This window comes from Mesorhizobium sp. M5C.F.Ca.IN.020.29.1.1 (genome assembly GCF_003997375.1).
In the GTDB taxonomy this organism is placed as follows: domain Bacteria; phylum Pseudomonadota; class Alphaproteobacteria; order Rhizobiales; family Rhizobiaceae; genus Mesorhizobium; species Mesorhizobium wenxiniae.
The window spans coordinates 1-7,060 of record NZ_RZSW01000321.1 but is presented as its reverse complement, the minus strand read 5'-3'; the positions used below and the strand labels follow the sequence as shown (position 1 = coordinate 7,060).

The following is a 7,060-nucleotide window of genomic DNA, read 5'->3' as shown; positions in this document are numbered from 1 at the left end:
ACGATGCGCTTTGTTCCGACAAAGAGCGAGGAGCAGCAGAGCGTGTTGATGCTGCATCGCGTCCGCGAGCTTTTGATCCGGCAGCGGACAATGCTGGTGAACGCCTTGCGCGGCCACTTGGCGGAGTTGGGCATCATCACTCGTCAGGGTGCTACAGGGCTGAGCATGCTCGTCGCGTTGGTTGAGGACGAGGGGAACGACCTCATTCCCCCGCTTGCCCGATCGGCCCTCTTTCTTTTGGTGCAGCAATTGCGTGAGGTGCACGAGAAGGTCGGTGAGCTGGACCGACAGATTCACATCTGGCATCGTTCGCACGAGTTGAGCCGTCGCCTCGAAACGATCCCCGGCATCGGTCCGATCACCGCCAGCGCAATCGTTGCGACCGTGACAGATGCTTCCCTGTTCAAATCCGGTCGGCAACTCGCGGCTTGGCTTGGCCTGGTGCCGCGACAGAACTCATCCGGAGGAAAGGATCGGCTCGGGCGGATCAGCAAGCAAGGCGATCCCTACATCCGTCGCCTTCTTGTTGTGGGAGCCCATGCCGTGCTTCGCTTCTGTCGTAAGGGCAAAGCGGCACCCACTCGCTGGGCTGCCGAGCTTCTGGCGAAAAAGCCGTACAACGTCGTTGCGGTGGCCTTGGCAAACAAGATGGCCCGGATCGTCTGGGCGCTGATGACTACGGGCAAGCGCTTCGCGGATTCACCGGCGTAGTGACGTAGTCGCAGAGGATGCACAGAGGTTGGTGAGGTGCTGATGGTGTGATGACGGACGGTCGAACCGGGATCGGAAAAACCCGCTCAGTGGGTGCCGCTCAAAAAGCGCGTTGACCTGTCTGGGATCCGATCCGCGGACTTCATCAAGGCCAGCGGCATGAACAGGCCGCACTCAAAGGCCGAATACATGCCTGCACCCGACCAACCTGTCATCAATGTCAGAAAGCCCTTGCCACGCGGAGGCCGTCCATACATGCCGCTGATAGACTTATCGCTTTTCGATCAGGCACCGCGCCCTGCCGCGGCCGATCTATCAAACGGGCAGACGCAGATCATCTTCGAGACAGAGCGTGCCGCCATCGCCGCTGCCAATCGTCCCGCTCACATGGCTTCAGCCGAGCAATCAGGATCCCGATCGCGTTCCTACGACCGAAGCGATCGCGATCGACTCCGGCGACGCTCCGGAGACGGAGCTGCCGGTAGGCGGCAGGATCCAATGTCTATCCATCGCGCGCTTTAGCGCGGCGTCCAACTCGGCGGCAGTCCGATACGAGGGCATTTGCGTCTCGTTGATCCAGCCGAAGCCGAGATGTCGGAAGTGATCCGCCGGCACCGTGACCCGGCTTTTGTCCAGTTCCCGTACGAAGTCCGCCGACCAATCATGGATCGTATATGCTTCAATTTTATCCATCATTGGCCGCCAGCGTTGGATGCGCTCTTCGCGCGGCATGTTGGCCGCTTTGGAAATCGCGGTCGCGATCTCGTCGGGGCTGTTCGGATCCACCAGCAGCGCTTCGTTGTGATTGAAGTCTTCGGCCGCACCTGCAGACTTCGATAGCACCAAAACGCCGGGATCATCCGGATCTTGCGCAGCAATATATTCTTTCGCAACCAGATTCATGCCGTCACGCACTGGCGTCACCACGCCAACACGCGCAGTGCGGTAGAGGCCTGCCAGTTGAGCCTGGGTGAAAGCATTATACTCATAGAGGATGGGCCTCCACTCGTCCGTGCCATGCTCGTCATTGACACGTTTGACGAGGCTCTCAACCTTGCGCTTATAACTTTTATAGGCCTCGATTTCGGTGCGCGACGGGTTGGCGATCTGCAGGAGCACTATACTGCGCGGCTGGTCTGTCAAGACCTTATCGAAGGCTTCAATCCGGGCGTCGATACCCTTGCTGTAGTCGAGCCGGTCGACCCCGATTGCAAGCTTCGCGCCGTTGAGTTTCTTCTGCAAAGACGCGATATACGGTTTCGCAAGCGACTCCGAGGCATACTGTGCGAACTGTTTGTGATCGATACCGATCGGAAATTTCTGACAACGCGTCTGTCGGCGGCTCGAAACCACCACACCGTGCTCGACTTCCAATCCGAGATGGGTACGCAGGCAGTCGCGGAAGTTGTTCAGGTCCCAGTTGGTCTGAAAGCCGAGCAGATCGTAGTCGAGCATCGAGTGCATGAGCTGACGATGATTAGGCACTCGCGCCATCACATCAGGTGCTGGCCATGGCGTATGCAGGAAAAAGCCGATCGGCTTGTCGACACCGAGCTTGTGCAGACCAGCGCCGAGTGGAAGAAAGTGATAGTCATGCACCCAGATTGCATCTCGATCCCGGAACTGGAAAGCGGCTCCCGCCAGGAACTTGTTGATCTCCTGATAGCTTTCATAATGATTTGCGGAGGCGGCCATCCGGTCAGGCAGCGAGTGCAACGCCGGCCACAATATCGAATTCGCGAAACCTTCGTAGTACCCAGAATAGTGCTCGCGCGGCATATCGAGCTTCGCCACTTGGCCCTCGCCGTGCTGCCCGATGTCCAAGGGCTCGGTGCCGTCGCCCAAATTGCCCGAGGAGCCCATCCAGACTGCGCCAAAGCGTTCCACCACAGGCTCGAGGGCCGCAGCAAGCCCGCCCGTCTTGGGTTGAAGCGGGTCGAATGCAGCAACCCGATTTGAGATGACGACAAGTTTTGGCTGCTGCGTTGCCTCACCGATATGGTCCTTTTGCTGGGCGGAGCAAGGACAAGGGGAAGGATCTGCACTGGATTCTTGCGTGCAATGCTGTGCTGCCTCGCGCAGATGCTGGTCAAAGGCTGCGTGTTGCATTGTTGAGGCTGCTGCGTGAGCAGCGTTATTGATTCTATCCATTTTCCATCTCCGTCGTAAGTGCCTTGCCGATCCCCTGTGCGGAAGTTCCATGAGCTACTCGATTCGGCTTTGAGGATGGCCGTCGACATTCGCCTGCAAAAGGGGCCGTCCGCCTCATATTCGCGCGTTTCCGCGAGATCGGCAGTGCGCGCCAGGTGCTGATCTCGATGACCGACGACGGCGTGCATTTCCCCAGGCCGTCCGACGGCAAAGAAGATGTTGTCCTTCGACTGGGTTCCGATCCGCTACCACAACGAAATCTTTGATTCTGAGAACCCATTCTACGCCGGAGCCTATGTCTATGGTAAGAGCAAGAAGCGCGCCGAGATCGTCGATGGCCGTGTCCGCAATAGCAATTGTCATTGCAAGCCGGCCAGCCAGGACCTGCTCACAATCGTCTATGGCAAGGCGGGCGGGGCCAAGTCGGAAGAGTTCTGTCGCAAACGGAATGGCAACCCATATGCCGCGTCGATCTTGTCGGTCTTGACCTTGGCCCAGGCGATGGCCCGAACCAGGATCGGATTGGCTATGACCACCCTGCCCACAAAGGGCGAAGCAACCGGACGATCGCGCTCGTATTGCCTGTCGCCTCGATGACGATCTCGTCATCCGGCTTGAGCTTCGTGGCGAACTGCAACAGACGACCGTGTTCGAGATCGATCCTCCCGGCATCCCGGATTTTGCCTTTCTCCAAGATTGCCATTTGAGCGAATGATCGGTGGACATCAAGGGCAATGATTCTCATTCCCAGCTCCTTTCCAGGGTCAGCAACCATGGGAGCCGGCGGGCTACACGACAACTACGGATCCGCGCTCGCAGCGCAACCGGGCAAGTCGAAGGGGGCGGCCAGATAACAACTCGAACTCTCGGTTCATCAAGGTACTTCGGCCTGCCCGCCATGCGTGCTCCCGACACCCCAATCCCGGTAGGTGGACGGTAGTCGATCCATCCGTGCAAGAAAATACGGATTGGCGCGTCGCGCCCATTCATGCCTGATAATATAACCGCATCGAGCAGGATCATCGGCGCATCAAGCGCCGGGTGCGGCCGATGCTCGGTTTCAAATCGACGCACGCCGCCGCGGTCACCCTGTCCGGCATCGAGATGGTCCACATGATGCGCAAACGACAGGCGAGGTTCGCCTATAATCCACGTCCCTCAATCGCAGAGCAGTTCGAAATCCTTGCAGCATGATCATCTGCGCGAAAGCGTCCCGTTGTGACCAAAAGCACGATCTGCGACAGAACCCGAAAAATAGCACGGCGAATGCATCCTTCATCGGCAGGGGAGGCGGCTACTGCCTGATGGCTGACATCGGGTTTCGCTCGGCTGATGTGTGCTCAGTGGATGTGACGCGCGAGATCTGCGATCCTACCCATCAGCGCTTCCATCGGTCCTCAGTGGCGCGCAGGCAAAGCACCGCGAAAGTGCTTACAACCACTATGAAGCCAACGAGAACGCACAGGCCCGAGCCTCCTCCAAGAAAATATATTGCTATAATGTGCAGGACATAGGCGGTCAAAGGCATCGAGCCGACTGCGATTATTAGCCAGACCAGCTTTCGCAGATGCGGGAGCGCATCCATAGCGAGCAAGCAAGCCGCCAAGATGATCATTGCGCAACCGGTGCTGCCCACGATCGAGAATTTGGCTATGGGGTGCGGCTATCCATGGCGACGACCAGGGAGGTGGCCGCCGTCCGACCACCACCCGGCGGATTCCTTCAGATCGCCGGGTACATTCAGGCAGCAAACGCAGCGCGAGGAAGGATCCGCAATGGCCCAACACAGCCAGCGCTACCCCCGCCAGGCCAAAGGCGCCAATGCATTGCTTGCGTACTAAGGTCAAGGCGCGCATGGCCATGCCTGCGATCGCGAAAGGAACCCAGCTCATCGCGGATAACTGCCGCTGACCATGAGCTTGAACACCGGGTCGAAGTACGGATCTCGGAGCCAAACATTGCTGCAAGGTGGAAGCGCAATTGGGGTAGAACTAATGCGGTCGCCGCAGCGAGGAAGCCGAGCGGCTCTGCACTGAGCCGACAGAGCGGCAGGACCAACAAGAAGCAGATTCCGCAGTATGGCAGAACGATCAGGACCGGGGTGCCGAGGCAGACCAGGATTGAGCCAAGCGCGAACAAAACAAGTGCACGAATTGCGACTCTGGCAATGGCCTGTCTACCGGCTATGCCCGACTTCGGCGCCTTGCGGCCGGTAATCAGGAGGATCGAAAAACCGGCCAATACGGCAAACAGGCGGACGACCGCCCATGGGTTAGTTCCATCAGAAACCCGACTAGTCCTCCTTCGCCGGGGTCGGGACCGAGATGGGCGGCATACATCCCGAAGACAGCCAGGCCCCGAGCGAGGTCGATGCCGACCAGCCGATCTACGACTGACCCATGGCTCGCGCCTGCCACCGGCGAGTTCTCGGCTGGCCGTGCCTGTGCTATGCTGGGCTCCTTCCTTGGTTGTGTCGATCGCGGGCCCGCGACAGGAGAGCCGGTCGGCTGCTGCCGTCGTCTCACCCTCAAGGGTGCAAATCTCGTTCCAATCTGACGGATCGAGCCGGCGACCAAATTTATGCTTGCTGTCCAGCTCTTTTAGCCTGCCGCAAACAACAGATCGGCCCACGAAGCCTGTGGCGCGGACCTGACAAACCCTACAGAGCGTGTCGTGGAGCCGACATTTTTGAGGCAATAGCGGTGAACCGGCGGCGAGAGCCTCAGCGACAGCGGGTGATCCGATCAGCACGCCCGCGGCCTGGGCGAGCGGACACCTCGGCCACGGTGTTGGCGGCGCGGTTCAAGCCACGATGCGCATGAATCGAGGGAGCAAGAACATCACGCTGGACGAGATGGTCGAACGGCTGTCGGTCGAGCGGTCGGCAGGTATCAGCCGCAGTGCCCTGAACGCCTGGCTTGGCGAGCGCGGCTGGACGTTCAAAAAAAGTGCGCACATGAACTGGAGCAAGACCCTCTGGACGTCCTGAAGCGCCGTCGCACCTGGTTCGCCGGACAGCTCGATCTCGATCCTGCCCGGCTTGTCTTCATCGAAGAGAGTGTGCTTTACAGCAGCGGAAGGAATTCAGCATGGACTAAGACAGTAGCGTAAAGCTGCGTTGGCGATGGGGCCGGCCCTCTGGGATCGCCTTTCAGGAGCACGTCTCAAACAGTCCGCGCTGCTGCGGTAAAGAGCCGTGGTGGTGACGTGCACCAGGCCAAGCTGCGCGAGTTCCAGCCGGTGCAAGTCCGGCCCGGGTGAGGGGTAGCACCCGCCCATCCGGCCACACTGATCGGCGGTTAACGTGACCTCCACGGCCTTCAGGCGTCTTGAGGGTTATGGATGAGATAAACTTGTCTGAGTTGGCCAAACACCACGTCGGAATTCGGTGTTAGCTTCGCCTCGGCCGTGTAGTGCTCACCGTTAATCTGGAAGCGTGCCGGCTGATCTTGGTTGCGCTGGCCCGGTAGGAACCCGAGTTTTCCCAATTCAAGAACGATTTCACGCGGCATTAGTTGGCCGCCATTGTCCCAGCGGTGGTGGTCCCATAACGGGCCAACGAGATATCCGATGTCATCTGATGAGCGGAGAACCGACGAGGACTCCTTGCCAGACGCCTGCGCCGATCCGCTAGAGGGCTTTCCGACGCAACATTCTCCAACCGCTTTCCTGACTGCTGACTTAACGCGCGACCACAGTGAACCGTCTTTGCTATGCAGGCCGGACCGCGGCGGCATCCGCATCGACCCGCCGATGTCAGGGTGCCGGATTCCTCCATGGTCATCTGCGGGAGTCGCATTAGGCGGAATGAGTTGCAAGTCGCCTAGGTGCTGATCTTGTACGGCAATATACTCCTGCATCGAAGATGCCGTGCTGAATTGGTCGATTGAATTGAGTGTCAAACCACTCTCCTTTGAACAGATGGACTTTCGTAGTCTCCGAAGCTAGTAGCGTCTGGTATCCAGGCTCCGGAGATTCCTGCCGCCATAATGCTCTTCTGCCGCCTTGTGACAGACATCCGAGTAGAACTTATCGGCATCCTCGATAGTGCACCCAGCACCCGCGAAACAGCCACGCGCTATCTCATGGAGCGTATGCCGGATCGAGCTCGTGTCGTCGTAGACTGCGTTGAGGCACGCTATAATGACAATGACCTCTTCCTTTGAGAGACATTGCTGTCCGCTCATTAAGCGCGCAT

At 58.9% G+C, this 7,060-nt stretch carries 3 protein-coding genes and 4 pseudogenes; 4 read left to right on the top strand and 3 right to left on the bottom strand.

The window, feature by feature from the left end; all coding sequences use genetic code 11:
• Positions 1 to 711: IS110 family transposase (locus tag EOA85_RS22695; RefSeq protein ID WP_127211243.1), on the top strand; the 711-nt coding region annotated here is incomplete at its 5' end.
• Between the two features lie 405 nt (positions 712 to 1,116).
• Here EOA85_RS22695 and EOA85_RS22690 read toward each other — a convergent pair.
• Entirely contained in the window at positions 1,117 to 2,862 is a 1,746-nt protein-coding gene (locus tag EOA85_RS22690) for a trehalose-6-phosphate synthase (RefSeq protein WP_127211242.1), read from the bottom strand.
• A 107-nt stretch (positions 2,863 to 2,969) separates the two neighbouring features.
• Between EOA85_RS22690 and EOA85_RS39205 the strand changes: the two are divergent.
• Positions 2,970 to 3,234: pseudogene (locus tag EOA85_RS39205) on the top strand (recombinase family protein); the annotation flags it as partial.
• Positions 3,235 to 3,326: 92 nt separating this feature from the next.
• On the opposite strand, the pseudogene EOA85_RS39200 reads toward EOA85_RS39205, so the two are convergent.
• Positions 3,327 to 3,607 (bottom strand): annotated as a pseudogene (locus EOA85_RS39200) (IS110 family transposase); the annotation flags it as partial.
• A 257-nt stretch (positions 3,608 to 3,864) separates the two neighbouring features.
• On the opposite strand from EOA85_RS39200, the pseudogene EOA85_RS22675 reads away from it, so the two are divergent.
• Both EOA85_RS22675 and EOA85_RS22670 read left to right on the top strand, forming a co-directional pair.
• Positions 3,865 to 4,056 (top strand): annotated as a pseudogene (locus tag EOA85_RS22675) (DDE-type integrase/transposase/recombinase); the annotation flags it as partial.
• A 1,569-nt stretch (positions 4,057 to 5,625) separates the two neighbouring features.
• Positions 5,626 to 5,919: pseudogene (locus tag EOA85_RS22670) on the top strand (IS630 family transposase); the annotation flags it as partial.
• Between the two features lie 263 nt (positions 5,920 to 6,182).
• Here the strand turns inward: EOA85_RS22670 and EOA85_RS22665 are convergent.
• Positions 6,183 to 6,764, bottom strand: a complete 582-nt coding sequence (locus EOA85_RS22665) for a hypothetical protein (RefSeq protein ID WP_127211240.1) — start codon at positions 6,762 to 6,764, stop codon at positions 6,183 to 6,185.
• Positions 6,765 to 7,060 lie beyond the last annotated feature (296 nt).

Bases quoted from the DNA above. Each gene is read 5' to 3' on its own strand.
- EOA85_RS22690 (WP_127211242.1), bottom strand. From the start codon at position 2,862: ATGGATAGAATCAATAACGCTGCTCACGCAGCAGCCTCAACAATGCAA.